Below are 25,493 nucleotides of genomic sequence, written 5' to 3'. Positions count from 1 at the left end.
CTTTCCGTCCGCGTCAGGTCCAGGCCTCGGGTGAGATCCCGGCGGGCGCCGCGTCGGGAAGCGCATGCACGACATAGCGCGCGAGCAGCTCGATCGACGGAAAATCGTAGGCGGCGGTTGGCGGAATCTCGCGTCCCAGCCACGACTCGAGCTGCACCGTCAGATCCACATACTGGAGGGAGTTCAAGCCGAAGTAGGCGAACGTCGCTGTCGAGTCGATCGAATTCGTAGCCACACCCGCCGTCCGTGCGACCGCGGCGCAGAGCCAGGCACGCACCGTTTCCTCATCCACGTCGAGTCGGGCCTGTTGTTTGGTCATCGCAGTTCTCCCCTTCCGGCGATCTTCTCCGCCAGCGGCAGCTTCAGATCCCAGGCCAGCCGGCAGAGCCGCAGCAGGCGGATCAGGTAGCCCGAGATGTCCACCTGCCACCACTTGAAGCCGTGCAGCGCGGCGCTCGGGAAGGCATGGTGATTGTTGTGCCACCCTTCACCGAACGTGAACACCGCAATGACAAAGTTGTTGCGGCTCTGATCGCGCACCCGGTAGGGCCGCGTGCCGAACATGTGGCAGATCGAGTTGACGCTCCAGGTCGTGTGGTGGGTCACCGCGATGCGGACCAGTCCACCCCACAACAGCCCGAGCAGGAATCCGGACGGCGTGGGCGTCACGGCGAAACCGATCGCGCCGGGGATGAGCAGCCCCAGGCCGACGAGCCAGCCGTACATCCTGCTGACGCGGAACAGGGCGCGATCGCGGAGCAGGTCCGGCACGTAGTGCACCCAGTCGGTCACATCGGGATTGAACAGCCATCCCGTGTGCGCATGCCAGAATCCCTGCACGTAGTCGAGCGTGCCGTGTTCGGCGAGGTACGGCGAATGCGGATCGCCCGGACGGTCGGCGCACGCGTGGTGGCGCCGATGGATCGCGGCCCAGTACAACACCGGACCTTGTGCCGCCATGGAACCGAGCGCGCAAAGCGCCAGCCGCACGATCGGCGGCGTCGAAAACGCCTTGTGCGAGACCAGGCGGTGGAACCCCACGCCAATGGCAACCACCGTCAGCGCGTAGCCGGCGACCAGCATCGTCAGATCGACCGGCCGGATTCCCCTGTCCCAGAGCAGAACGATGGCGCCGATCAGCGAGAGGAACGGAACGATCACGACGAGCAGCGCGATGCGCCGTTCCGTCCTCCACGCCTGCGCGTTGGCGGCGGCGATGCCGGAAACTACCGGTACGGTGCTGTGATTAGCCATCCCTCTCCCTCCCTTCAAACGCACGGTCGGATGTCGGTGTCCAGACATCGAGGGTGGACGCGGCGAGCGCCGCGCGACAGACGAACCGTCGCGGTTTGCCGCTGGTGGTCCGCGGCAGCGCGCCGGGTTTGAGCAGCCTGATCGCGTGAACCGGGAGCGACCACTGATCGGCGACGCGCCGCCGGATGGCGTCGACGAGATCGTCGTGACGCTGCGGCGCCGCGTGCCGCTTCACTTCGTGAACGATCGCCAGCCGCTCCTGCCCCTCGACATCGACCGCGAACGCCGCGCAGGCGCCGTGCATCAGATCCGGATGCAGATCGTCGAGCGAGGCTTCGACGTCCTCGGCCCAGTACTTCCGTCCGGCGATGACGATGGCGTCTTTCAGGCGGCCGGTCACGAACAGCGAGCCGCCGGAGACGGCGCCGAGATCTCCCGTTCGCATGAACGGCCCGCGCCCGTCCAGCATCCAGCCGAACGCGCGCGCGGTTTCGGCAGCGTCATTCCAGTAGCCCGCGGCAACGCTGGGACCGCGCACCCAGATCTCGCCGATCGCGCCGTCGGGGCATTCGCGCAGCGAGTCAGGCTGGACGATGCGCACCTCATGGCCGTCAGCGGGTCCGCCGCAGCCGATGCGTCCGTCCGGCGCCGCCGCCGGCGCGCACCCCGACGTCCGATCAGGGCCGGTCACGAGCAAGGTGGCCTCGGCCAGCCCGTAGCACGGATAGAACGCGTGCTTGCGAAAGCCGCACGGGGCGAATGCGGCCGAAAACCGCTCGAGCGTCGCCGGCCGGATCGGCTCCGCCCCGTTGAACGCGACCTCCCAGCTCGAGAGATCGAGCGACGCCCGCTGCGCGTCGCTGATCCGGTCCACGCACCAGCGATAGGCGGAATCGGGTCCGCCGCTGATCGTCGCGCGCGCGTCGGAGATGGCCTTCAGCCATCGGAAGGGCTGCTGCAGGAAGGAAACCGGCGACAGGAGCGTCACGCCGAACCCGCCGAAAAGCGGGCCGAGCACGCCGCCGATCAGGCCCATGTCGTGGTGCGGCGGCAGCCAGATCACCCCGTGGCTCGCCGGTGTCGTCTGGAACTTGCGGTGCACCGCCGCGATGTTCGCGAGCAGGTTCCGCTGGCTGAGGACGACCCCCTTCGGCGTGCGCGTCGAGCCGGAGCTGTACTGGATGATCGCCGGCGCACGCGGATCGATCGCGGCGGGCGGGGCTTCGACGTCCGCCGACTGGAGATCGGTGAGGAAATGGACGTCCCGCCAGGGACCGTCCATCGCGCGAAGCACGGGCACGAGCGCCGGTGTCGTCATCACCACCGAGGGCCGGGCGTCGGTGGCGATGCGCGCGACGGTGTCGAACCGCCGTTCGGTCCTGCCGACATGGGGCATCGTCGACGGCACGGCGATCACGCCGGCCTGGAGGCAGCCGAACGTCGCGACGACGAAGTCGAGGCCTGCGGGCAGCAGGATCAGCGCGCGATCGCCGACCCTGGCGTGCTCGAGAAGCGCCGCCGCCGTCGTGGCCGCGCGCCGGCAAAGCGTGCGGTAATCGAGCGTCTGGGGGTCGCCGGTTCTTGGCAGAAACCGGTAGCCGCGCAGATCGGGCGCGCTGGAGGCGCGATAGGCGAGCAGCTCCGCAAACGTGTTCCACATGGTCGGACGCTCACACCTGAAGCCAGGCACGCTGGTCGAAGTCCGCCACCGCTTCCACCTGGCGCCGCAGCGCGCTTCGGGCAATCAGCCACTGTCCGGCGAAATACGTCGACTGAACGACGATCACGGCGCCGTCGAACGGCGTCCACCATCGCGCGACGGCAAGTACCGAATCCGACACGCCGAATAGCCACGTCCCTGCGGCCATGTCGCGGAGTCGCGGGTCGCGCGGCGCCGACAGCCACGTCGCGAGCGATCCGGCGATCACCACGGTTTCGACGAGCGCGTAGGCAATCACGACCGTCTGCAGCGGCTGCGGCACGGCGATCGCGAAGAGCGCGACGATCGCGATCGTCAGCGGCGTGACCGCCATCGCGCCGGCCGCCAGGCGCGGGCGGGCCGCCAGGTGCCATGCCACGCTCGAGGCGTACGCCGCCTGCGCCAGGAGGAACACCGCAGTGCCGGCAATGAACGACACTTCAATCAGCAGCCCGCCGGCCAGCGACAGAACCAGGCCGGCGACCCGCCGGCGTGCCCCGGCATCGGCGACGCCCCATCGCTGCAGCAGGACGAGCAGCAGCAGGATCGGCAGCCCTTTCAGCGCCAGGAAGACGGCCGCCGACGCGAACTGCGCGGCCAGCACGACGACGGCCGCCAGGGCGAGGTAGGCGCGCGTCACGCTCGTCATCGCGACACCGGCGCGAGGAATCCTGTGGCTTGGAAGTAGCCGAGGATGCGGCGCACGACCAGCGCCATCGGCTCCGCGGAGACTCCCGCGGCGCCGGCCACGCGCCGCGTGTTGGCATCGTCCACGTCCGGCATTCTCAAGTGCAGCTCGTCGAGTTGCTGGATGAAGTCGGCGAAGGGATAGAGCGCGTTCTGGCGCAGGCCCGGGCCGAGATCGAAGAAGCGCCGCTTCCAGTCGCTGAAGGGAATCGCCTCGACGGCATAGCCGGCGTCCCTGAGTACCGCGAGCAGATCGAACAGATGAATCGGTTCGGGATGGCCGAGGTGGAACACGCGCCCGATCGAATCTGGCCGGGCGGCGATCTCGACGATCATCCGCGACACATAGTCGATCGGCACGAGCTCCACCGCCGTGTCGACTGCCGGCGCCGCTCCCATCTGGATGCAGCCCTTGATCATGCACGCGGCGAATTCGTTGGTCTTGGCGAAGGCCCCGGTCCGCGCCTCGCCGACCAGCATGCCCGGTCGGTAGATCGTGACCGGGAGATTCCGGCCGATCGCCGCCTGCATGATGGCGTCGATCACCCATTTGGACTGTTCGTAGCCGTTCGGAAGACCGCGCTCGAAGGCGGGCGGCGCATCTTCATACACACGGCAGCCTGACGCCCGCTCCGTCGACATCAGCATGCCGAGCGTCGACATGAAGTGCACCGTCTTGAGCCGGCCGGTCGTGGCAAACCGCAGCATGTCGACCGCGCTGTCGACGTTCATGCGCTTCAGCGAGCGGTAGTCGTAGACGAAATTCACGCGCGCCGCGCAGTGCACGACCGACTCGATCTCTTCCGCGAGCCGCTGCCCCTCCGCGGCGGGCAGGCCGAAGTCGGGCTGCTCGAGATCGCCGGCGATCACCTCGAGCCGCGGCGTCGGCGGAATGGCAAGGCCGTAGCGGCGCAGGCTGTCCGCCAGGCGGCGGCTCGCGGCGGCGACGGACGGCGCGCGGATGATGCAGGTGACGATCGCATCAGAGCGGCGCAGCAGCTCGGCCAGCAGGAAACTGCCCAGGAATCCGTTGGCGCCGGTCAGCAGCACACGGCGGGCTGGCACGACCGGCGCCGCGAGTCCGGTGCGCGCGATCGCGGGGTCCAGCGCGACTTCCGCCGCCAACGCCGGTTCCGCGCGGGTGCGCGTTTCGCGATGACGCCGCAGCGCGTCGATGTGTTCAGCGACCTGCGCCACGCTCGGGTTTTGCAGCGCGCTGAGTGAGATGCCGACGCGGTACAGCTCGTGGACCCGGGCCACGAACTCGGCCAGCCTCAGCGAGTCGCCGCCGAGATCGAAGAATCGCTGGTCCGGCCGAATGCACCGCACGCCGAGGAGATCTTCCCAGAGCCAGGCCACCGCCTGCTGCAGCGGCGACTCCGACGCCGGGCGAGGGCGATCGCCCGCGGCGTGCGCGGCGCGCATCGCCGTCGACACGGCGGCCGCCGATCGGAAGCGCTGCGCGATCAGGTTCATCAGCCCGGCGGGCTCGCGCCCGATCGCGACCGACACGTCCGTGTCGGCACGCCCTGATTCGTACCCGGCGGTGGCGCCGGGGGCCACCGCGCGCGTCGGGCCGTCGCGAGCGGCAAGATCGATGGGAAGGTCGCACCACGCCTGACTCGTGTCCGCCGCGGCCGCCGCCGCCAGCCGTTCGAAGAACTCACGGGCCGGAGCATTCCGGCTCGTTCGCCGGATCCGGACGCGCACGGCGGATCGTCCGTGCTGCGCGGCCAGCGCCCGGGCGCGGTCCCACATCCGGTGTTCGACCCGTTTGCCGAGCGCGCGGCAGCTCAGGACGAAGTGCTCCAGGTCGGCCGCCGCGCCGCCGGGATCCAGCCGCAGGACGATCGCGCCGATGAGGCCGTAATCGCCGTAGCGGTCTCGCGCATGTACGCTTTCGACGACGCGCCGCGGGTCACCCAGCCATTGGCAGAGTTCCGCCTCGCCACACGCCGTGGCTGAGATCGTGAACTGGCTGGTTCGCGCCGTCAGCTGACTGACGCGCGCCACCTCGTCGCTGTCGAGTGGATGCGTGTCGACCGACAGCGCGAGATGCGCGAGGAACTCGTCGAGCGACGGAAACGTTGCCTGCACGCGCCGCCGCATCGCCTGGACGCGGTACTGTTCGGTGCGGGTGCGGTCGGCTTCGGTGTAGCTGATGCGATCCAGCACCCAGAAGTGGTCGAGAAACGCCGGCCACTCGTCGATGTCGTCCGGAGGTTCAGCGACCAGGACCTCCGGGCACTCGGCCCGGATCTCGGCGCGCTCGCTGGCGCTGTCGTCCAGGAACAGGAACGTGTCGAGCCCGATGTCGAGCTCGCGCGCCAGCTCGGCGAGGTTGCGCGATTTCGGCAGCCAGTTGATGCGGTGCGCGACGACGTCTTCGAGCCGCAGCACCATGCCCGGCGTGTGACGAAACACGTCCACGACGCTGGCTTCGCTGTTCTTACTGCACAGACAGAGCAGCACGCCGCCCTGCGCCAGCGACTGCAGCCGGGCCTGCACGCGCCGATGCGACGGCGTCACGACGACGCCGTCGGCGCCGTCCTCGCCGCAGTTGCCCAGCCACAGCGTGTTGTCGCAGTCGACCGCGATCGCTTTGGGCGCCCGGCGCCGCAGCGCGGCGATCGTCCGCGCGACATGGGTGCCGATCGCGACGAAGAATGCAGAGGTGTAGGGAATGTGACCTTCGTGTTGAGCGTGCGGGTTCACGACCTCGGCGACGCCGTAGCGCGCGGCCGTCTCGGCGAGATCGACGCAGACCACCCCAGGCACTGCCGCCAGCTGCGCGTGGATCTGCCGGTGACAGCGCGCGTCGTCGGGCCCGACCCGCGCCTGGTTTGGACACAGGCCGACGATCAGGGGCGCCCCGCCGGCGGCGGCGAACACCGCGTCGACGAACTGCGCGGTGACGTCGTGCAACAGGCGCGCGCGTTCGGCGTCGCCCGCACGCGGCGCATCACGCAGCCAATCGGCGATCCGCACCAGGACGACGCGGCAGAGGCAGCTGCCGCGATTCAGCGCGCTGTCCGGATCGAGCAGCTGCTGCAGCACCTGGTTGTACGGCGCGAACGTGATCGGCGCCGCAATCGACAGCATGCGCAGCCAGAACTCGAGCGTGGACTTGATCGGTTCGACGGTGAAGTTCGCGGCGACGCGCACGTCGGAGTCGGCGGCGTTCACCAGACCAGCCGATGGCGCGGCGATGCGCGCCGTCTCGTCGGAACGGAAGTTCATGTTCAGCATCCGATCCTTCGTGAGGGACGGCACGGTACTTCATTCCGCGCGCGCGCTCAATACGAGATTTAAAAAAATCGTCGGCGAGCGAAAAAGTAACGCTGAGCATGCGGTGCGGGTAGTTGCTACTTGTGGGAACGTGATACCCGCGTCGATCGCACGATCGAGTCGCATCGGCTCCGATCTTTTCTCCCGCACGTTCGATTCACCATTGACATGCGTCGTACGGCAAGCGCAGAATCCGCGTCTACTCACGACGGACTGCTCCGAGCGCACTGCTGGATTCACTGGAGTACGTTATGTCGCTCTCCGCCACGCCTTCCGTTCTCGATCCCCGATGGCTCGTCAACAAGCGCTTCGACATCGTCTTCGTGCTGATTGGCGCGGTGCTCGTGTCGGCGCTCTGTTTCGCGCTCGTCGCGCTCGGTTCTGGCTTCGCTGTGCTCGCCGTCGGGTTCGCCATCGTTCTCGATTTCCCGCACGTGATGCAGACCTACGTCCGTATCTGGATGGACGCGCGGGAAGCCAAGGTGTATGGCCGCGGCTTCCTGACCAGCCTGGCGCTGATCGCGGCCTGTGCGACCTACCTCTATGCCGCGGGAGAAGTGGTCCTGCTCATCGCGGTGTGGATCTACTGGCAGCCGTTCCACGTGCTGAAGCAGCACATCGGGATCACACGCATCTACAACGCCAAGAATGGCTACCGGAGCCCCTCGCCGCTGGCCGACTATACGTTGTGGCTCGGATGCGTGAGCCCGATCCTGGCGCGCATCTTCCTGACCGGGCTCCAGTTCGACGAGTACATCATCCTCGGCCGGCGGCTGCCGTTCTCGAACCTCACCATTCCCACGCCGCCGGTGTCGGGGCCCGTCGTGATCCTCGCGTACGCGTTGCTGGCCGGGTGTACGGTGCTGCTGCTGAGGGAACAGTGGCTGCGGGCCCGCCGCGGGCAGCCGACGATGGCGGCCGGCGCCGCCGCGAATCTCGCGCTGGCGGTCGTGTCCTACAACGTGGCGTATCTGTTCGTCTCGAACCTCTACGCGACCATTCTCATCGCGTCGTCCGTCCACAGCCTGCAGTACCACGCCATCTGCTGGTCGTACAACCATCGCCGCACCGTCGTCGGCGGCGACGATCGATCGGCCAGGGTGCTGGCGTACCTGTCGCGGCGGGAAGCGTTGCCGATGTACGTGGCGTTCATGCTGGTCCTCGGCGGCGTGTGTGCCGTCCTCGAGCTGTTTGCCGACGGACTGATCCCGTTGATCATTGTCCTGCACCACTTCTACTTCGACGGTCTGATCTGGAAACCGGGGACGAACGCCGATCTGAAGGTCGGTCTGGGGCTGACGGATGCACGTCCGGCCTAGCCATGCCGGTCGTCTCTGCGTCGTCGCCCGGACTGTTGCGCGAGTTCATCGACCTGCCGGCGAAGCTCTACGCCGGCGATCCCTGCTGGGTGCCGCCGTACCGGCCGGAGCTGGCGGAGACGTTCGATCGCCGTCGGAATCCGTTCTTCCGCGTCGCCGAGATCGAACATTTCCTCGCGGTCGACGCGCGGGGCCGGGCGGTCGGGCGCGTTGCTGCATGCGTGCATCACGCCTACAACCGCTGCCTCGATCGGCGGCACGCGTTCTTCGGGTTCTTCGAGTCGGTCCCCGACGGCGAGGTGGCCGGCGCGCTGCTGAGTACCGTGGAGGAGTGGGCCGCGGCGCGAGGTCTCGACACGGTGGCCGGACCGTACTCGTACTGCCCGACGCAGGAGGCCGGGCTGCTGGTCGAGGGCTTCGACGGCCCGCCCGCGCTGCTGCAGACCTACAACCCGCCGTATTACGAGCGGTTGATCCGCGACGCGGGGTACGAGCGGTCGTTCACGATCCAGACGTTCTCCGGCGAGGTCGACGCCCTGCGAGACCGGACCGGAGCGCTGATCGAGCAAGGCAGACGGGTCGCCCGCGCCCACGGCCTCACGGTTCGACCGCTGGACCGCAGCCGCCTGGACGCGGAGCGCACGCGCCTGCTCGCCCTGTTCAACGATGCGTTCAGCCGCAATCGCGACGTGGTGCCGATCGAAGACGAGGTGTTCAGGTTCCAGACCGCCGCGCTCGAGGCCATCGTCGATCCGCGGCTGGTGCTGATCGCCGAGCGGGACGGCGCGCCGGTCGGCTTCGTGCTCGCGCTCCCGAATTTCAACGAGGTGCTGCTGCGGTACCGCGGCCGGATCACGCTGCCGATGCTGCTGAAACGCAGGGCGGTGCTGCGCTCGATCCGCTCCGCGGTGATCGTGCTGATTGGCGCCCGCCGCGAGGCGCACGGCCTGGGCCTGTCACGCGTGCTCCTTGGCGAGCTGCTGAAGCAGGGGCTCGGCGCCGGCTACGAGCGGTTCCACTCGACGTGGGTCGACGAGCAGAACGGCGCGATGCTGTCGGGCATTCGGCGCTTTCGGCGTTCGCGGCCGGACAAGCGTTATGGCATTTATCGGAAAGCGCTCGCCGCTGCGCGTTGACGCGGCGACGCTGCGCGCGCAATGGGGCGTCGACGTCGACGCCGACGGCGAACTCGCCGTCGACGGCGTGCGCGCGGTGGCGCTCGCCGATCGCTTCGGGACCCCGCTGCACGTCGTGAACGCGGCGCGATTCGATCGCGACGCGCGGGCGTTCGGCGAGGCGTTCACCTCCCGCTATCCCGGGCCCGTCGAAGTGTATCTGGCGGCGAAGGCGAACGCCGTCTGCGGCGTGCTGGAGCTCGCGCGCGCCGCCGGACTGCGGGTCGAGGTGTTCACGTCGTTCGAGCTGCGCCTGGCGCGCGCCGCCGGCTACCCGCCTGAACAGATCATCGTCAACGGTCCGGCCAAGACGCGCGAGCTGCTCGAAGACTGCGTCGAGGCCGACGTGCATCTGGTGATAGTCGACTCGCCGATCGAGCTGCACGATCTGGCGGCGATCGCCTCGGAGGCCGGGCGCCGGATCGGTGTGCTGCTGCGCGTCAACGTGGACTGCGTGCCGCGCGGCATGAACCCGGGAACGGCGACCGGTTCACGCCGCAGCGTCTTCGGCATGGAGTGGCGCGGCGAGGAGTTGACCGCGGCGGTCCGCTTCTGCCTGCGCCAGCGCCACCTCGAGTTCCGCGGTCTGCACATGCACATCGGCAGCGGCATTCGACAGGCAGCGGATTACGCGCCGGCCTGCGCCCGGCTCTGCGAGACCGCGGCGCGGATCGCGCGCGAGACCGGTGCGCCAATCGCCTGCCTCGACGTCGGCGGCGGGTTCGGATCGCCGATGGTGCGCGAGTTCTCGGCGCTCGAGTTCCTGCGCTACCACGTCCGCCACCGGCTGCCGCGTCTCGCGCCGCCGGACGGGGTCGCCGCATTCGAGGATTTCGCCACCGTGATCACGCGTGCAATCGTCGACCACTGCCGGCGACGGTCCCTGCCGCTGCCAACGCTGGTCCTGGAGCCGGGGCGGTGCCTGACCGGCCCGAATCAGCTGCTGCTGCTGCGCGTGCTCCGCACCAAGCAGCGGGTCGGACTCCGGCGGTGGATCGTCACCGACGGCGGGCAGATGACGGTCAATTTCCCGACGTTCTACGAGTATCACGCGATGTTGTCGTGCCGTCAGCCGCTCGCGCCGGCGGGTCCGCCGGTCGACGTGATCGGTCCCGGCTGTCACGCGGCGGACGTCGTCTCGCGCGACCGCCGGCTGCCGCCGCTGAGCGAGGGAGACGTGCTGGCCATCATGGATGCCGGCGCCTACTTCCTGCCGTTCGAAGGCAACTTCGGCTTTCCGCGCGCGGCGGTCGTCGCCGTCGCCGCCGGCAGGCCGACCCTGGTGCGCCGGCGCGAGACGTACGACGACATGCTGGCACGCGAAGCCATTCAGGTGGAGGTGGGCACATGACACCGTCGATCGTCAAACGGCATGCGCTGGCCGCCACGACGGAAACGATGCGCCGGATGATGCTGATCACCGTGGGCGCGCAGCATCGCCGGTTCGTTGCCGCGACCGCGGATCCGCGCGCCGCGCAGGCGGCACGGCTGCACCGCATCCTGCGAACGAACGCCGCCACCGAATACGGCGTCCGCTACGGCTTCTCGTCGATCAGGACCATCGCCGACTTCCAGACGCGCGTGCCGATCGTGACCTACGATCAGGTGCGGCCGCACATCAAGAAGATGATGGACGGCGCTCCAGGGGTGCTCACCGCCGAGCGGCCGTATCAGTACCTGCTGACGAGCGGGTCGACGAACGAACCGAAGTACGTGCCGGTGACGCGATCGTTTCGCCGCGAGTACGCCACGCCGCTGCAGTTCTACTATCTGTACCGGCAGCATCCCGACATCTTCCGGCCGGGCGGCATCCTGTCGATGGTCAGTCCGGCGATCGAGGGCTGGACGGCGGCGGGGGTGCCGTACGGAGCGGCGTCCGGCCTCACGTATCTCAGTCAGAACGCGCTCGTCCGCACGCTCTACGCCGTTCCCTACGACGCCTTCACGATCAAGGACTTTGCGGCCAAGTACTACGTCATCCTGCGCATGGCGGTCGAGCGCGACCTGCGGGTGATTCTGATGGCCAATCCGAGCACGCTCGGACTGCTGCTCAAGGAGCTGAATCAGCACGCCGAGTCGCTGATCCAGGACATCGCGGACGGGCGCATCACCGCCCCCGCGCCGATCGATCCGGACGTTCGCCGGCGCCTCGCGAGCCGCCTCCGCCCGAATCCGCAGCGCGCGCGTGAACTCGCGCGCATTCGCGACGCCGACGGCGGCACGCTTCCGCCGGTCCGCGTCTGGCCGCGCCTGCGCGCCGTAGTCTGCTGGCGGGACGCGTCGGCGGCCCTGTATCTGCCGGCGCTGGAAGCGTCGCTCGGCGACGTGCCGGTGTACAACCTCGGTTACGCCGCGAGCGAGGGGCTCGGCACGTTCCGTCTCGCCGGCGCCGGCGACGAGGTGCTCGCCATCACCGGCCACCTGTTCGAGTTCTGCGACGTGGACGAGATCGACGGCGCCGTGGGCAGCGCCGGTCCCCTGCGGCTGTGCGACGAGCTCGAGGAAGGCCATCGCTACTTCATCGTGATGACCACGTCGGGCGGCCTCTACCGCTATCACATCGACGACATCGTCGAGGTCCGCGGCTTCGTCAACCGGACGCCGGCGCTGCGCTTCGTGCAGAAGGGGACGAACAGCTACTCGTTCACCGGCGAAAAGCTGACGGAAGCGCAGATCATCGCTGCCGTGACCGCCGCGACGTCGGCCCACGGGGTGACCCCCACCTTCTTCACGGCGCTGCCGATCTTCGGGGAGCCGCCGCACTATCGCGTGATGGTAGAAGGCCCCGCGTCAGGGACGTCCGTGCCGGCGAACCTGCTGGCCGGTGCGATCGATGCCGAGCTGTCGCGCCTGAACGTCGAGTTCGAGGGCAAGCGGAAATCGCGTCGGCTGGCGTCGACACAGGTGGTGTTCCTGCCGCCGGGGTTCTTCGAGCAGTATCGCGAGGCGACACACCGTACGAAACGGGATGCGCAGATCAAGTTCAAGCACCTGAACCCGGACGCCCTGTTCCACGAGACGGTGGCGGCGTTCGACACCCGATCACCTGTATGCGGGTAGTCGCCGCGGAGCTGGTCCGGCTCGCCATCCCGTTCCGCTTCTCGTTTGCCCACGCGGCCGCGACGCGGCAGCGCTCCGACAACCTGATCCTGAAGCTCACGCTTCAGAACGGCACCGTCGGATACGGCGAATGCCTGGCCCGTTCGTACGTGACCGGGGAAACCGCCGACGCCGTGGCGGAGTGGTTCTTCAGGGAAGGCCGGCCGTTTCTCGCGGCGCTCGACCTTCGCGATCGCGACGCGCTCGCCGAGCTGATCACGAGAAGCGATCGAGGCGCGCTGGACGCCGGCGGAGCCGCCGGATGTCTGGTCGAACTGGCGGTGATCGACGCGTTCGGCAAGGCATTCGGCGTCAGGGCCAGCGAGATCTTCGGGCGCCAGGAGCGCGAGACCGCCACGTATGCCGGAGTCGTCGGCCGGATGAACCGGACGGCACGGCGTCTGCTGCTGCGCCGCCTGCGCGACGCAGGGCTGGGCACGGCGAAACTCAAAGTGGGTTTCGGCGCGGCCGATCTCGCCGCGCTCGCCGACTGCCGCGCCGTGCTCGGCCCCGACGCGGTACTCGGCGTCGACGCGAACGGCGCCTGGCGGGCCGACGAGGCGCTGAGCGCGATCGCCCAGATGCAGCCGTTCAACGTTGCCTTCGTCGAGCAGCCGACCGCCCGCGGGGATCGCGCCGGCGCCGCGGCGGTGGCGGCGCGCTCGGCGATTCCCGTGGTGCTCGACGAATCGGTCTGTTCGATCGCCGAGGCGGAAGACGCCTGCGCAAACCATCTCGGCCACGGCTTCAGCGTTCGCGTCAGCAAAGTCGGCGGGCTGCGCAACGCGCTTCGGCTCTACGATTTCGCGCGTGAGCGCGGCCTGCGCTATCACGTCGGCGCCCTGGTCGGTGAGACCGGCATCCTCGCGGCCGCCGGACGGCAGCTGGCGCTGATGACCGAACCGGGGACGACGGAAGGATCGTTTGGCGACCTGCTGCTGTCGGAGGACATTACCGATCCGTCGGTTCGCTTCGGGAGGAACGGCGCCGCCACTCGGCTGCCCGGCGCGGGACTCGGCGTTGCCGTCGTCGCGTCACGCGTCGCGCGCCATGCGCGTGCCGATGCGCGTCAGTTCCTGCAGGAGCAGCCGCAATGACGGCGGCGGCCGCGACGGCGGGATATCTCGGCGCGCCCGGAGCGCGGCTCTATTACCAGCTCTGGAACAACGGTACGCCGCGGGCGCGGGTCGTTCTGCTGCACGGACTCGAAAGCCACAGCGGCTGGTTCGACGACTTTGGTGCGCGGCTCGCGGCGTTCGGCTACGCGGTCGTCGCGGTGGATCGGGCCGGCGCCGGCCGCAGCGACGGACGCCGCGGCGATCTGACAGGAACGCGCGGTCTGTTCGCGCAGCTGCGCACGGTCCTCTGCGAGGTGACGCCCTCGCTGCCGACGTTCGTGCTCGGTTTCTCCTGGGGCGCTCGCTGGGCGCTGGCGCAGGCCGTCACCTGCCCCGCCGAGTCGCATGGACTGATCGTGATGGCGCCGGGACTCTGCCTGCGCGATCCCTACCCGGCGTGGCGGCGCGCCGCGGTGCTGGCCGGCGCGCTGTGCCGGCCCGCCGCGCAGGTGCCCACGCCGGTGACGCACGACGAGTGCTTCACCACACGCGCGGCGGCGCTCGCCTACATCCGGGCGGATCCACGCCGACTGTCCAGGGTGACCGCGCGACTCCTGATGCACTCATGGATCCTCGAGCGCACCTTCGCGCGGCACGCGGCGCGGTTGCGCACGCCAGTACTGCATCTGATCGCCGGCCAGGATGCCATCTGCGACAACGCGCGCAACCGTCAGCTGCTTCGCGGAGCGTTGTCGGAAGGACTGTACGCCGAACGCGTCTACGCCGATGCGGAACACGCCTTGATGTTCGAATGCGACCGCTACCCGATCGCCGCGGACGTCGCCGGCTGGATCGCGTCGCATTCATCCTCGTGAGGCAGAGCATGCCCATCAACACCACGGAGTCCCTGCCCATTCCCCTGGCCGAGGTGGCCGCACTGTCCGCGCGCCGCACCACGGATCTCCATGCGGCGCACATCAACAGCATCTTTCCGCGATCCGCGGAGCCGCTGAAGCTGCTGCGGCGCTATGTGCGCGCCGAAGGCATGTACTTGTGGGACGACGCCGGTGAGCGCTACCACGATTTCTTCAACGGCTTCGGCTGCCTCAACCTTGGCCACAACCATCCCCGAGTGGTGGCCGCCCTTCGCGAGGCGCTCGACGGCAGCCTGCCGATGATCCATCAGCTGTCGCCGTCCGCCTATGAAGCGGCACTGGCGCACAATCTCGCCGCGGTGCTGCCGCAGGAGCTCAGCGTCTCGTACTTCCAGAACAGCGGGTCGGAGGCGGTGGAGGCGGCGATCAAGCTGGCTCGCCTCGCCACCGGCCGCCGCGCCATCGTGTCGACGTGCAACGCCTACCACGGGCGTACGCTGGGCGCGCTGTCGCTCACCGGGATGCCCCAATACACTCAGCCGTTCGAGCCGCTGCTGCCCGGAGCCGAGCAGCTCCCATTCGGTGACACGTCGGCGATCGAGCGGCGCCTCGCCCGCGGCGACGTCGCCGCCCTCGTTCTCGAGCCGATTCAAGGGCAAGGCGGCGTCCACGTGCCCGCGGACAGCTACCTCACACGCGCGCGCGAGCTGTGTTCGCGCCACGGCACGCTCCTCGTCTTCGACGAGGTCCAGACCGGATTCGGCAGAACCGGACGGTTGTTCGCCTTCGAGCACGTCGGCGCTGTGCCTGACGTGCTGCTGACCTCGAAGTCGCTCGGCGGCGGCCTGATGCCGCTGTCGGCGATCACGACGTCGGAGCGTCTCTGGACCAAGGCCTACGGCACGTTGAAGCGCTTCGTCCTGCACGGCTCGACGTTCAGCGGCAACACGCTCGCGTGCGTCGCCGGTCTGGCCGCGCTCGAAGCCATCCTCGAGGAGCGGCTTCCCGAGCGCGCGGCCGAGCAGGGACGGTACTTCTTCGCGCGCCTCGCGGAACTGAAGTCCCGCCACCACTGCATCAAGGAGGTGCGCGGCCGTGGACTGATGATCGGCATCGTCTTCGATCTGGCGAGCTGGAACCCGCTGAGCGGCCTGTCCCATGTGCTCATCGATGCCATCTCGCCGAAGATCGTCACCGCGTATCTGGCGTCGCGCCTGCTCAACGAGCATCGGATCATCGTGCCGCCGAGCCTGACCGACGAATACCTGCTTCGTGTCTATCCCGTGCTGGCGGTGACGCGGCAGCAGATCGACTATTTCGTCGAAGCCCTCGATCAGATCTGTGCGTCGGTCGGGCGCTATGACCAGGTGCTGCTCGACGTCGTGCCGCGCCTGGTCCGATCGCAGGCGGGAGCGTAGCGGATCATGATTCTCGTCACCGGCGCAACCGGGTGCCTCGGTTCGGCCATCGTCAGGGCGTTGGTCGCGGACGGCACTCGAATCGCGGCGCTGCGGCTGCCGTCGACGCCGCCGCCGGCGGCGCTGGCGCCGCTGGCGGACCGGATCGACTGGCGAGTGGGCGACATTCGCCGTGCCGAAGCCGTCCGCGCGGCATTGAAAGGCGTGACGCACGTCTACCATCTGGCGGGCATCGCCGTCCCGCTGAACCGGCTGCGGCGCCAGATGTTCGACGTGAACGTCGCGGGCACCGCCACCCTGGCGGCGGCGGCGCTGGCTCACGGCGTCGAGCGCCTGGTCTACACCTCGTCGTCCTCCACCGTCGGCATTCCTGACGACGGAACGATCGCGACCGAGCAATTCACGTACAACGGCGACCGGTTCGACTTCAGCTACATGCACTCGAAGCGCAAGGCCGAAGAAGCGCTGCTGGAGTACGTGGCGCGCGGCCTTCCCGCCGTGATCGTGAATCCGACCGCCGTCATGGCGCCGGGCGGAGACGTGCGCGTGAGCTGGGGCGGCGTGGTTGCCGCGGTCGCGCGCCGGCGCCTCCCGTTCGTGCCCTCCGGCGGCGTTGCCATCGTGACCGAACGCGACATGGTCGACGGCCACCTGCGTGCGATGGCGCGCGGGAGGATTGGTGAACGCTACGTCCTGAACACGGTGAACGTCACCTATCGCGAGCTCGTGACGCTCATCGCGGACGTCGTCGGCGGCAGGCCGCCGCACGGGCTCGCGCCGCAGCCGCTGCTGCGCCTTGCTGGTGCCGCCAACAGTCTGATGAACGCGCTGCGCCGCGACCCCATGACGTGTTCGCTCCTGACGTGGGAATCGGTACCGCTGCTGACACGACGCGTCTACTACGATCAGGCGAAGGCCGTTCGCGAGCTCGGGCTGTCGCAGACGCCGCTGCGCGTCGCCATCGAGGACGTTTATGCGTGGTGGTCGTCCGCGACCGGACGGCGCCCGGCTATGCCGTCAGGCTGCGGTGAACGAAGAAGCCCCGCCGGTTGAAGATGTCCACAACGGCGTCGATCGCGATTTCGATCAGCGGTGCCGGCGCCGGCACACGGAGTTCGTGCAGGAACAGCGCGATCAGCCGCCTCGCGTGCGCCTGTTTTTCGATGCCGGGCGTTCCCACCCACGTTTCCGCCTCCTGAACGGCGACCGCTACCGCCTGGATGAAGCCGGCCAGCTCGCGCTGATGCGCGGAGAGTTCGGCGAGCATCGCGCGGAGCGCAGTCAGCGACCGTTGCAGCGCGCGCACGAGTTCCGCTGGAATTCCGCGGAGCAGTTCGTCATCGAAGCCGGCGAGGCGCAGACGGGCCCGGACGGCCAGAGCCAGCAGGAACGATAGGGCGCGAATCATCCACCCGAGCAGCCAGCGCAGAAAGCGCGTGACGACGGACACGGGTGCGGGGGCGGCAGGAGGGATCGTCCACAGCCCGTTCGCGTTCAATAGACCCACAATCAGATCGACGACCATGCCGCAGAACGCTTCGACGATCCGGCGCAGCCCGGGATCGGCGCCGTGGATCACGTCAGGAAAGGGCTGGCCGATCAACCGCGTCGCGGCGGCCACGACTTCGCGCTTCTTGTCGGCGCCGCGCCCGCGCTCACCCGCATGGCGCTGTTCCGCGGCCTGGACCAGCATTTCGAGCGTCCGCACGGCGTTCAGGATCGACGACCGGACCGGTTCGTCGAGATCGCCCAGGCGACGCAGCAGCGCGACCAGTCCGCCCTCGACCGGGTGGCCGGCGGCGCTCTCGAACGCGCGCTTCAGCCGCCACAGCACCAGCGTCGGTGGATAGCGGGGTGGACGGCCTGCCGCCACTTCGACGACGGGCAGCGGCGGCGGTGGCCATGCGCTCATTGAATGCCAGGGGAAGCACCCGAACATCATGACAACCGCCTCCAGAGAATCAGCAGGAAAGCCGCCGCGAGACCCATCGCCGCCCACAGCACGTGCGCGAGCCGGACCTGCGCGAACAATCGCACGTCGTCGCCGCCGCTCACGAGCACCGCGAGTCCCAGAAAGATCACCGCCGCGCTGATCAGGCCCGAGCGGGCGTTGGCCTGCCGTCGATCCTCACGTTCCTCTTCCGTCTTGACGTGGAGCGTGAGCCGTTCGGCGGCGAGGTCCGAGAGAATCCGCTGCAGGTCGCCCGGTCCGTGGCGCAGCAGCCCGAGCACGTCGAGAAACAGCGCCTGGTACGCCGCCGGCTGGATCAACTGAAACAGCTGGTCGTACTGCAGCGACGCGAAGAACGCCGCGCCGACGGAGCGGAGATCGGCGCTGCCCCCCAGCTGGTGCGCAACGGTCTCCCCCGTCAGCAGGCTGCGGTACATCGACAACACCTCGGGCGGGACGCCCAGCCGCCGATCGCGGGCCGACCGCATGAGCCCGACCATGTACGCGGACAACGGCGAGTGCGCGCCGGGGCGCTCGAGGGGGAGATCCTTGTCGCGGTTCCACGCGCGGGTCAGCGCCATGAAGTCGCGACGGAAGCCGTCGACGTCGCTTTGCGGGGTGAGCTCGAGGATCTCGAGCACGCCGCGATACACCGTCTCCGGTTCGCCGAGGTAGAGCGCCGCCAGATACTGGACGTGCTTGGCCCGCACGGTGGGGTCGATGGTTTCCGCGAAGCCGAAATCGACGAACCCGACGACGTCGCCGGGCAGCGCGAGCAGGTTTCCGGGGTGGGTATCGGCGTGAAAGAATTCGTTGCGGAAGATCTGTTGCAGCACGCTCCAGAGCAGGTTCTCGCTGAGCTGCTCGCGCGAGAATCCCAGAGCCGCGACGGCGTTGGCGTCGCCCCGGTTGATGTGCTGCAGCAGTTCGCTGAACGGAACGCCGGGGAGGAACTCAGTGGTGACGACCCGATCGCCTGAGAGGTTCGGGAACGCCGCTGGAATCCGCAACCGCGGATTGTCCGCGTTCAATCGATACAGCCGCTCGACGTTGGCCAGCTCGCGGCGCATGTCGAGCTCGTCCCCCATCCATCGCCGCAGCTCCGCGAGCAGATCGGCGCTGTCGACGACGGTGACGACTCCGGCGAGGCGGAGGAGGCGCACCAGGCGTCCCAGCCGGCGCAGATCCCGCTCGACCCGTTCGCGGATCTGCGGCCGCTGGACCTTGACCGCCACGCGGCGCCCGTCGGCCAGTACGGCCTCGTGAACCTGCGCCAGTGACCCGGCCGCGATCGGCTGCGGGTTGAACCAGTCGAACAGCTCCTCGATCGAGCGACCGAGGTCCGCGGCGATGATCGTCGTGGCGGCCGCGGACGGAAACGGCGGCACCCGATCGACGAGCTTCAACAGCTCGTCGCAGTATTCTTTGGGCAGGATGTCGGGGCGCAGCGCGAGGAACTGGCCAATCTTGACGAAGGTCGGTCCTTGCCGGAGCAGGAGCGCGTGCAGGCGGGCGGGACTCATCATCCCCGGTCGGCGCCGCCGGGGTTCGGTGCCGCGCTCGCTGGTGGATGTGCCCGGCATGACGATGGCCGCATTGTAAGCGATGGCGACATGTTCGCGAGGATAGGGCTCGACCTCCGCCGAGCGGCGGCGTTCACGGCACGGCTGACGCAGCACGTGCTCGTCCCTCTGCTGCTGGCCGTGCTGCGCCGCCGGCGCGGACCCGTGTTTGCGGTCGCGCTGCGCCGGTTCCTCGAGTCGATGGGCTCGACCTACCTGAAGCTCGGGCAGTACCTGGCGCTTCGCTACGATCTGGTCCCCGCCGACGTGGCCCGCGAGCTCGCGGATCTCTTCGAGCGTGTCCGGCCAGTGCCGTTCGACGCGATCGAGGCGCATCTCGCGCGCGAGCTGGGCGCCCCGCTCGACGCACTGTTTGCGGAGTTCAGCCCCCAGCCGATCGCGGCCGCCTCCATCGCGCAGGTTCATCGCGCGACGACTCGCGACGGGCGCGTCGTCGCCGTCAAGGTTCAGCGGCCCGGAGTGGATCGGATCATTGCCGCGGACCTGCGCAACCTGCGCCGTCTCGCCGTGATCGGCGACGCGATGGGACTGACGCGGGCCATCAGGCTGACCGGCGCGGTCGACGAGTTCGCCGAGTACACGCTGCGCGAAGTCGACTTCCTCCTCGAGGGTGAGACCGCCGAGCGCATCCGCGGCACCGTACACGATGTCGTGACGCCGGAGGTGGTCTGGCAGCTCTCGACGCGCCGCGTGCTGACGATGACGTTCATCGAGGGCATCAGTCTGGCCCGGCTGCACGAGCTGATGGTGAACGCGCCGGAGGCCGTCGACACGATCCTGCCGGGATTCGATCTGCCCGACGCGATCCGGCGGCTCGGGTACGCGACGCTCAGCCAGCTGTTCGTCACCGGTTTCTTCCACGCCGATCCGCATCCCGGCAACATTCTCGTCGGCGCCAACGGGCTGACGGCGCTGGTCGACTTCGGCATCTTCGGCCGCCTCGGTCCGGATCAGCGCGAATCGTTGAGCGTCTACGTGGAGCAGCTCGCCGTCGGCAGCCTGGAGGTCGCCTACCGCCATTACGAGAACCTGGTTCATTTCTCTCCGCTGAGCGACCGACGAGCCTTCAAGCGGGCCGTGCTGCAAGAGATGACCGCGTGGCGCCGGGCGGTCACCGATCCGTCGGCGCCGGTCTGGCAGCGCCACGTCGGCTACCTTGCGGACCAGAAGGCGCAGCTGCTCTACCAGCATCACGTGACGCTCGATCTCGACACGCTGCTGTTCTGGCGCACGATCATCGTGCTCGACGCCACCGTGCTGCAGCTGATGCCGCACTTCGACCTGGCGCAGCTGCTGGGCGAGTTCTTCACGAGCATTCGCCCCACGCTCGAAGAACGCATCATCGATGCCGGCTTCGATCGGCGGCGCGTGGAGGCGGCACAGGGATTGTTCATCCGCGGCCCGCGGCAGATCGCGGAGGTTCACCAACGCATTCGCGACGGCCGGCGCGTCGTGCGCGTACGCCGCAGGCGCGCGCGCGCGGATCTGACGACGCGGAACGATCGCGCGCGGCTGCTCGCCATCAGTCTGCTCGGGGCCGCGGCGTGGCGGCTGGCGCCCGACACGGGTCACGGCCTGGTGGCGGCGACCGCCCTCGGCGTAATGACGTTCTACAGCCTGATTCGATGGCGCTCCGGCGGGAACGCAGACTAGCTCGGATTGCTACTGTCCGGGTTGGTGCTCCAGCAGCCGCTTCATTTCGCGCTGGCGGTGCTCGAACGTCCGCGCCATCTCGCTCTTGACGAAGATCTGCTGCGCCACCGCGCCTCCGTACGGGCGGTATTCGAGTATGTCGGTGTACAGCGTCGCGGTCGGTGACAGCGCCTCGAAGAGATGGGTGTGACGCACGTAGCGCATCGGTCCCTGCAGTAACTCGTCGACGAAGCGATCGTACGGCTCGAGCTCCACGACGTGCATGGTCCAGCGCATCGGGACGCCGGCGGTGTACTGCCGGAAGGGATACACGTGGTTCAGCCTGACGATGGTTTCGTCGGTTTCCTTCACCGGCTCGACGCGATTGGGCGAGATTCTCTGGAAGTTCTCTCCATCCAGGCAGAAGGTGAAGACACGCTCGCGGGGCTGTTCGATCCGTACAGAGCGCCTGTATGTGTAGACGTGCCTCGGTCGCGTCTTCCGGCGGTGAACGGCGGGATCGAACCTCACGCAGCCGTGATTCTACGCCCAACCCCGTCCCCTCGCCGCAACACACCGCCGGCCGAATCGATGCGATTCCGCGCCACGCCTTCTCGCGAACAGCAGCGCTGTTCGCTTCACCGCTGACGCGCGTTATACAGCACGGCGCGTCGCGGCGACCCTCTTCTCGACGGGAACTTTATTCACACGCGACGGCCGTCGGTGTTCCGCATGACGCGTGACAGATGGGATGCTTCGTCGACGACTCACGGGTGTAGCATGACGGCCGGTCGCACTGACCGCCACCCACCGCAGATCAGCGATCGCCGTTCACGTCGGCTTCTCGGCATGCAAGGAGGGCGCATCGTGCTCGCGCGTCCACCCGGACAGATTGGCAGGCCCTCGACAGTCGTACTCCTCCTCGCGATCATGGCTGCGGGCTGGGTCGCCGACCTGCGCGGCACCGCACAGACCGGAGCAGCGCCTCGCGCATCCCACGTCTGCGCAGCCGTTCGATGGAACGACGTGGCGCGCTCGCTGGTTCGCCGCGGCTACGTCGATCCGCTCTGGGCGGTTCGGACGTATGCGCTGGTCAGCATGGCCCAACACGACGCGGCCCTGGCCGTGGCGTCATCCGCCAACCACAACGGCGGGGACGGAGAGGCGCTCGTCGCGGCGGCCGTCACCGCGAGTTCTGCGACGGTGCTCGCGGCGCTCTATCCGCACGAGGTGCCGCGTGTCGCGGCGGACCTGCAGATCGATCTGGAGTCCCTGCGCCAGCGGGTGTCCGGGCCGGCGCTGGCGGCCGCGATCGCCACGGCGGACTCGATCGCACGTCGGGTGATTGCCGAGCGCGCGACGGATGGCGCGGTCAGCCTGGAAGCGGCCGACCGCCCCTCCGCGAGCGGCGCCTGGATCAGCCTGGAGGGACGACCGCCGCTGCGCCCGGACTGGGGCCGCGTGCGTCCCGTGCTCATGCGCGACGCGGCATCGATCTCATTGCGGCCGCCGCCGGCGCCCGACTCTCCTGAATTCACCGCGGCGCTCGCCACCGTGCGCGCGTACACCCGGGTCGGCTCGGCGCGCCAGGACGCGTTGGTTCGCAAGTGGGCCGATGGTCCGGGCACCGACACACCACCGGGCCACTGGAACGCCATCGCCACGGAGCTCATTCGTACATACGGGCTCGACGACGTGGAAGCGGCGCGGGTGCTGGCGGTGATGAACATGGCGCTGTTCGACGCGAGCATCGTTTGCTGGCGGACGAAATTCGAATTCTGGTACCCCCGGCCGTCCCAGGCGGATCGCAACGTGGTTCCGACGATCCCGCCGCCGAACTTTCCGTCGTATCCGTCCGGACACGCCGCGTTCTCGGGCGCGGCGTCTGCCTTCCTGGCGTACCGCTTCCCGGACGAGGCGCGGAGGCTGGTGGAACTGGCGGAAGAAGCCGCCGAATCACGGGTAGTAGCCGGCATTCACTACCCGTTTGATTCGGCCGAGGGCCTCCGTCAAGGGCGATACCTCGGAGATCTCGCGATTGCCCTGTACCAGGCCGGCGGTGCGCTGTTCTCACCACGCGCTCGAACGGCACCAGCGACACGAGAAGGAGGAGGATGATGTCCTTCATTCGATGCGGCTTCGCGTTCGCGTTCATTCTGGGATGCGCGCCGGGGGCCGCGGCCCAGACGTTCTCCGTCCCCGTGCGCTGGTGCGTCATCGGCGACGACGCGAATGGCAACGGCACCGTCGACCCGGGCGAGCTGGGGGCGCCGGCATTCACCACCCCCGGGACCGTCGGCGAAGTGGACGCAGACAACGTGCTCTGGCGGCGGCACGAGCGTCCCACCGACAGCATCTTCATTCCCGAAGCGAACATCACGTTCCGCTCGGCGCTGTACAACATCGTGGAAAGCTCGGCGCTGCGATTTCCGATCATTCCGGATCCCGACCCGAACCCGACCGGGGACGCATTCTGGCAGTACGGCGACATCCTTCATCCGAACGACTCCGCGTTCGAGTGGAACGCCGCGCACAACGCGTGCGTCGCTGCCTGGAGCGACGTTCACATGGTGGAAGACATCGGCGTCGTCGTGATCAACGCGAACAACATGCGGACCTTGGCGGGTGACTCGGAGCCGGGCGTGGCGATCCTGAGCGGCCGCCGGATGCTGCTTCGTGACAACGCCTACCAGCTGCCGGGGTCATCGCTGAACACGTTTCCGGTCAGCGATCACGTGGACAAGCACTTTGCCCACGAGATGGGCCATGCGCTCGCCGGTCTGCGTCATACCTGCAGCAATCAGAACGTGATGAGCAACCGGCGGATCGATACGAATGGGGACGCGCTGGTCGACAATATCCATCTCAGCGCATCGATCGCGCATGTGATCGACGGCATCGGCGACGAGTGCGCCGGCGGCAATGACACCACGGCCGTGGTGAATCAGATTCAGTTGCTGCGCAACGCGGCGCAGGCCGTCCCCGGGTGCAAGATCGCCGGCACCGACACGGACTGCACCTCGCACAGCGACGTCCGCGCCGATCGGATCAGGGATGCGGCCGTCGACTTCGTCGACCTGTCGACGTTCACCGCGTCCCGCGCCGGCGAGACGGTCAAGCTGGTTCACGAGCCGATGGGACCGCTCCGCCGGGTGCGCGACGTCGTCGGGGTGGTGGATCCGCGCCTGGCGGCTTCGACGGCCGCCGTCCGGCCGGTCGCGGCGGCCGGCGTCCTGACGGACAGGCACGACCAGTCAATCGACTACTACTCGTTCATCGATCAGGATTCCAACCCGGCGACGGGCGGCGACGCCAAGTCGCTGAACGCACCGGTAGACTTTGCCGGCGCCGAAATCGCGACGCGCGTGCGCGTCACCTCGCTCGGCGCGCAGGGCTTCGGCTTCGCCGGCACGGTCTGGCGGTTCACCGGCGGCGCGTTTCAGGAAGTCACGGACCGCCGGATCCGGGCGTATGGCTTCCCCATCACCGCCACCAGCCAGCGAGGCAACAAGCATCTGACCGATCAGATCACGATCGAGCTGCCGACCAGCATCTTCGGCGCGGGCGTTTCGAACTTCCGCCTGCAGGCCGCCGTTGTCACGGTCGCCGCCCAGCCGCAGGTGCTCGACCTGCTCGACGAGGATCCGACAAAGCCAGGGCGGGCGTTCCGGTGGCGCTCGCCGACGTTTCCAGTCTGTTCGGTGACGCCGGCGGCGGCGCAGCGGCTCGGCGCCATCACCGTCCAGTCCAGCGGTCTGCTGCCGAACCGGGGCGTGCACCTGATCTTCGGGCACCGCCACGTGGCCAACGGCTTTGCCGACGCCTCCGGATCCGTATCGATCTCCACGTCCGTCCCGGCGTGGGCCGCCGACGGACTGCACCTGATGACGGTGGGCACCGACAATACGGCCTTGACCGCGGACTGCACCGCGAACGTCCGCGGCGGACCGCAACCGCCGAAGGACCCGGGCGAGGCGGAAAACCGCCCCTTCGAGTATGCGGCCAAGCTGGTCTGCGGCGTCCAGCGGAGCCGCAGCGATCTGCGCCTCGCGCGCGGCGCCTACCGCACGATCGTGAACATCCGGAATCCCGGTCCGGATCCGTTGACGATTACCAAAGAACTGGTGCTGGTCAGAGATCAGCGCCAGGGTGAGGTGCTCCCGTTCTCGGAGGACGAGCTCGCTCCGACGGCCGGCCTCGTCGCCGATTGCGAAGACATCATGCGCCGCGTGTTCGGCAGCAGCCTGCCGACGCCGTTCGTCGATGCCTGGCTGGTGGTACGGAGCCGCCAGCGGCTCGACGTCACGAGCGTCCACACCGCGGCCCCACTCACGTGGCTGGGGCGCGCCGGCGGCGTCCGGACGATGGACGTGCAGCGCATCGAGCCGACGCCGGCGCCGCGCGTGCCGGCCCGCAAAGAGGAATAGACCGCGAAGTGAACGCCGGCAGCCGCAG

19 protein-coding genes are annotated in these 25,493 nt (G+C 68.6%); 11 read left to right on the top strand and 8 right to left on the bottom strand.

Annotated elements, in window-relative coordinates:
• Window positions 1–13: 13 nt before the first annotated feature.
• The 5 genes from VFK57_25420 to VFK57_25400 are packed head-to-tail and all read right to left on the bottom strand — an operon-like array spanning window position 14 to window position 6,913.
• Window positions 14–319 (bottom strand): acyl carrier protein, encoded by a 306-nt coding sequence (locus VFK57_25420; GenBank protein ID HET7699084.1) that lies wholly within the window; start codon window positions 317–319, stop codon window positions 14–16.
• Window positions 316–1,254, bottom strand: a complete 939-nt coding sequence (locus VFK57_25415) for an acyl-CoA desaturase (protein HET7699083.1) — start codon at window positions 1,252–1,254, stop codon at window positions 316–318. Before VFK57_25415 ends, VFK57_25420 begins: the two co-directional genes overlap by 4 nt.
• The gene (locus VFK57_25410) at window positions 1,247–2,914 is read right to left on the bottom strand and encodes a fatty acyl-AMP ligase (protein ID HET7699082.1); all 1,668 of its coding nucleotides are present in this window, start codon (window positions 2,912–2,914) and stop codon (window positions 1,247–1,249) included. Before VFK57_25410 ends, VFK57_25415 begins: the two co-directional genes overlap by 8 nt.
• A 10-nt stretch (window positions 2,915–2,924) precedes the next feature.
• Complete coding sequence (locus tag VFK57_25405) at window positions 2,925–3,602, bottom strand: lysoplasmalogenase family protein (protein ID HET7699081.1); 678 nt, start codon at window positions 3,600–3,602, stop codon at window positions 2,925–2,927.
• A complete protein-coding gene (locus VFK57_25400) occupies window positions 3,599–6,913 on the bottom strand; it encodes a thioester reductase domain-containing protein (protein ID HET7699080.1) in 3,315 nt (1,104 codons plus the stop codon). The genes VFK57_25405 and VFK57_25400 overlap by 4 nt, the downstream gene beginning before the upstream one ends.
• A gap of 266 nt (window positions 6,914–7,179) precedes the next feature.
• Here VFK57_25400 and VFK57_25395 point away from each other — a divergent pair, with 266 nt between their 5' ends.
• Genes VFK57_25395 through VFK57_25360 form a run of 8 tightly spaced genes read left to right on the top strand, consistent with a single transcriptional unit; the run spans window position 7,180 to window position 16,925 of the window.
• Entirely contained in the window at window positions 7,180–8,247 is a 1,068-nt protein-coding gene (locus VFK57_25395; GenBank protein ID HET7699079.1) for a hypothetical protein, read from the top strand.
• A gap of 2 nt (window positions 8,248–8,249) precedes the next feature.
• Window positions 8,250–9,383, top strand: a complete 1,134-nt coding sequence (locus VFK57_25390; protein ID HET7699078.1) for a GNAT family N-acetyltransferase — start codon at window positions 8,250–8,252, stop codon at window positions 9,381–9,383.
• On the top strand, window positions 9,346–10,773 hold the full coding sequence (locus tag VFK57_25385; GenBank protein HET7699077.1) for an alanine racemase: 1,428 nt from the start codon (window positions 9,346–9,348) through the stop codon (window positions 10,771–10,773). The genes VFK57_25390 and VFK57_25385 overlap by 38 nt, the downstream gene beginning before the upstream one ends.
• Entirely contained in the window at window positions 10,770–12,482 is a 1,713-nt protein-coding gene (locus VFK57_25380) for a GH3 auxin-responsive promoter family protein (protein ID HET7699076.1), read from the top strand. The genes VFK57_25385 and VFK57_25380 overlap by 4 nt, the downstream gene beginning before the upstream one ends.
• Window positions 12,473–13,618 carry an enolase C-terminal domain-like protein gene (locus tag VFK57_25375; GenBank protein ID HET7699075.1) on the top strand — a complete coding sequence of 382 codons (1,146 nt, stop codon included), beginning with the start codon at window positions 12,473–12,475 and terminating at the stop codon, window positions 13,616–13,618. The genes VFK57_25380 and VFK57_25375 overlap by 10 nt, the downstream gene beginning before the upstream one ends.
• Complete coding sequence (locus VFK57_25370) at window positions 13,615–14,454, top strand: alpha/beta fold hydrolase (GenBank protein HET7699074.1); 840 nt, start codon at window positions 13,615–13,617, stop codon at window positions 14,452–14,454. Before VFK57_25375 ends, VFK57_25370 begins: the two co-directional genes overlap by 4 nt.
• 8 nt (window positions 14,455–14,462) lie before the next feature.
• Window positions 14,463–15,872 (top strand): aspartate aminotransferase family protein, encoded by a 1,410-nt coding sequence (locus tag VFK57_25365; GenBank protein HET7699073.1) that lies wholly within the window; start codon window positions 14,463–14,465, stop codon window positions 15,870–15,872.
• 6 nt (window positions 15,873–15,878) lie between these two features.
• On the top strand, window positions 15,879–16,925 hold the full coding sequence (locus VFK57_25360; GenBank protein HET7699072.1) for an NAD-dependent epimerase/dehydratase family protein: 1,047 nt from the start codon (window positions 15,879–15,881) through the stop codon (window positions 16,923–16,925).
• On the opposite strand, the gene VFK57_25355 is transcribed toward VFK57_25360, so the two are convergent.
• Together VFK57_25355 and VFK57_25350 are read right to left on the bottom strand one after the other, a co-directional pair.
• On the bottom strand, window positions 16,882–17,706 hold the full coding sequence (locus VFK57_25355) for a hypothetical protein (protein ID HET7699071.1): 825 nt from the start codon (window positions 17,704–17,706) through the stop codon (window positions 16,882–16,884). The genes VFK57_25360 and VFK57_25355 overlap by 44 nt on opposite strands.
• A 104-nt stretch (window positions 17,707–17,810) precedes the next feature.
• Complete coding sequence (locus VFK57_25350; GenBank protein HET7699070.1) at window positions 17,811–19,406, bottom strand: AarF/UbiB family protein; 1,596 nt, start codon at window positions 19,404–19,406, stop codon at window positions 17,811–17,813.
• Between the two features lie 30 nt (window positions 19,407–19,436).
• On the opposite strand from VFK57_25350, the gene VFK57_25345 reads away from it, so the two are divergent.
• Window positions 19,437–21,059: an AarF/UbiB family protein gene (locus VFK57_25345; GenBank protein ID HET7699069.1), complete on the top strand. Its 1,623-nt coding sequence runs from the start codon at window positions 19,437–19,439 to the stop codon at window positions 21,057–21,059.
• 9 nt (window positions 21,060–21,068) lie between these two features.
• Here the strand turns inward: VFK57_25345 and VFK57_25340 are convergent, their stop codons facing one another.
• Window positions 21,069–21,569 carry an SRPBCC family protein gene (locus tag VFK57_25340; GenBank protein ID HET7699068.1) on the bottom strand — a complete coding sequence of 167 codons (501 nt, stop codon included), beginning with the start codon at window positions 21,567–21,569 and terminating at the stop codon, window positions 21,069–21,071.
• Window positions 21,570–21,770: 201 nt separating this feature from the next.
• Between VFK57_25340 and VFK57_25335 the strand changes: the two genes are divergently transcribed.
• Entirely contained in the window at window positions 21,771–23,156 is a 1,386-nt protein-coding gene (locus tag VFK57_25335) for a phosphatase PAP2 family protein (GenBank protein HET7699067.1), read from the top strand.
• Window positions 23,156–25,465, top strand: coding sequence for a hypothetical protein (locus VFK57_25330; protein HET7699066.1), 2,310 nt, complete (start codon window positions 23,156–23,158; stop codon window positions 25,463–25,465). Before VFK57_25335 ends, VFK57_25330 begins: the two co-directional genes overlap by 1 nt.
• Window positions 25,466–25,493: the final 28 nt, after the last annotated feature.

It is taken from the genome of Vicinamibacterales bacterium (genome assembly GCA_035699745.1).
Taxonomy (GTDB): Bacteria; Acidobacteriota; Vicinamibacteria; order Vicinamibacterales; family 2-12-FULL-66-21; genus JAICSD01.
This window is presented reverse-complemented; position numbering and strand designations above follow the sequence as displayed.

Excerpts from the sequence above, each read along its gene's own strand:
- VFK57_25330 (HET7699066.1), top strand. The coding sequence starts at position 23,156 with ATGTCCTTCATTCGATGCGGCTTCGCGTTCGCGTTCATTCTGGGATGC.
- VFK57_25360 (HET7699072.1), top strand. The coding sequence starts at position 15,879 with ATGATTCTCGTCACCGGCGCAACCGGGTGCCTCGGTTCGGCCATCGTC.
- VFK57_25395 (HET7699079.1), top strand. The coding sequence starts at position 7,180 with ATGTCGCTCTCCGCCACGCCTTCCGTTCTCGATCCCCGATGGCTCGTC.
- VFK57_25375 (HET7699075.1), top strand. The coding sequence starts at position 12,473 with ATGCGGGTAGTCGCCGCGGAGCTGGTCCGGCTCGCCATCCCGTTCCGC.
- VFK57_25380 (HET7699076.1), top strand. The coding sequence starts at position 10,770 with ATGACACCGTCGATCGTCAAACGGCATGCGCTGGCCGCCACGACGGAA.
- VFK57_25335 (HET7699067.1), top strand. The coding sequence starts at position 21,771 with ATGACGCGTGACAGATGGGATGCTTCGTCGACGACTCACGGGTGTAGC.
- VFK57_25415 (HET7699083.1), bottom strand. The coding sequence starts at position 1,254 with ATGGCTAATCACAGCACCGTACCGGTAGTTTCCGGCATCGCCGCCGCC.
- VFK57_25370 (HET7699074.1), top strand. The coding sequence starts at position 13,615 with ATGACGGCGGCGGCCGCGACGGCGGGATATCTCGGCGCGCCCGGAGCG.
- VFK57_25420 (HET7699084.1), bottom strand. The coding sequence starts at position 319 with ATGACCAAACAACAGGCCCGACTCGACGTGGATGAGGAAACGGTGCGT.
- VFK57_25365 (HET7699073.1), top strand. The coding sequence starts at position 14,463 with ATGCCCATCAACACCACGGAGTCCCTGCCCATTCCCCTGGCCGAGGTG.
- VFK57_25405 (HET7699081.1), bottom strand. The coding sequence starts at position 3,602 with ATGACGAGCGTGACGCGCGCCTACCTCGCCCTGGCGGCCGTCGTCGTG.
- VFK57_25350 (HET7699070.1), bottom strand. The coding sequence starts at position 19,406 with ATGCCGGGCACATCCACCAGCGAGCGCGGCACCGAACCCCGGCGGCGC.
- VFK57_25385 (HET7699077.1), top strand. The coding sequence starts at position 9,346 with ATGGCATTTATCGGAAAGCGCTCGCCGCTGCGCGTTGACGCGGCGACG.
- VFK57_25390 (HET7699078.1), top strand. The coding sequence starts at position 8,250 with ATGCCGGTCGTCTCTGCGTCGTCGCCCGGACTGTTGCGCGAGTTCATC.
- VFK57_25410 (HET7699082.1), bottom strand. The coding sequence starts at position 2,914 with ATGTGGAACACGTTTGCGGAGCTGCTCGCCTATCGCGCCTCCAGCGCG.
- VFK57_25345 (HET7699069.1), top strand. The coding sequence starts at position 19,437 with ATGTTCGCGAGGATAGGGCTCGACCTCCGCCGAGCGGCGGCGTTCACG.